Raw genomic sequence first — 241 nt, forward strand, 5'->3', positions numbered from 1 at the left:
GGAAATGAAATTTACGATTTCTAATGAAAAAATTGAAGTTGTAAAGCTTCAAATTACAAATAAAAAAGATACAGAAAAAGGTCCGGAAAAACCAGGTGAAGGAACAGAAAAACCAGGTGAAGGAACAGAAAAGCCAGGTGAAGGAGTAGAAAAACCTAATTTACCAGAAAAAGGACAAGGTTCTTCTAATAATCAACAACTTCCAGCTACAGGACACAATACGAATTACGTTCCATTCATC

Annotated in this window: 1 pseudogene; it reads left to right on the forward strand. The window is 34.4% G+C overall.

The window, feature by feature from the left end:
* Positions 1–241 (forward strand): annotated as a pseudogene (locus MR167_RS32335) (MSCRAMM family protein); the annotation flags it as partial.

The organism is Bacillus cereus group sp. BfR-BA-01355, from assembly GCF_022663675.1.
GTDB lineage: Bacteria > Bacillota > Bacilli > Bacillales > Bacillaceae_G > Bacillus_A > Bacillus_A thuringiensis_S.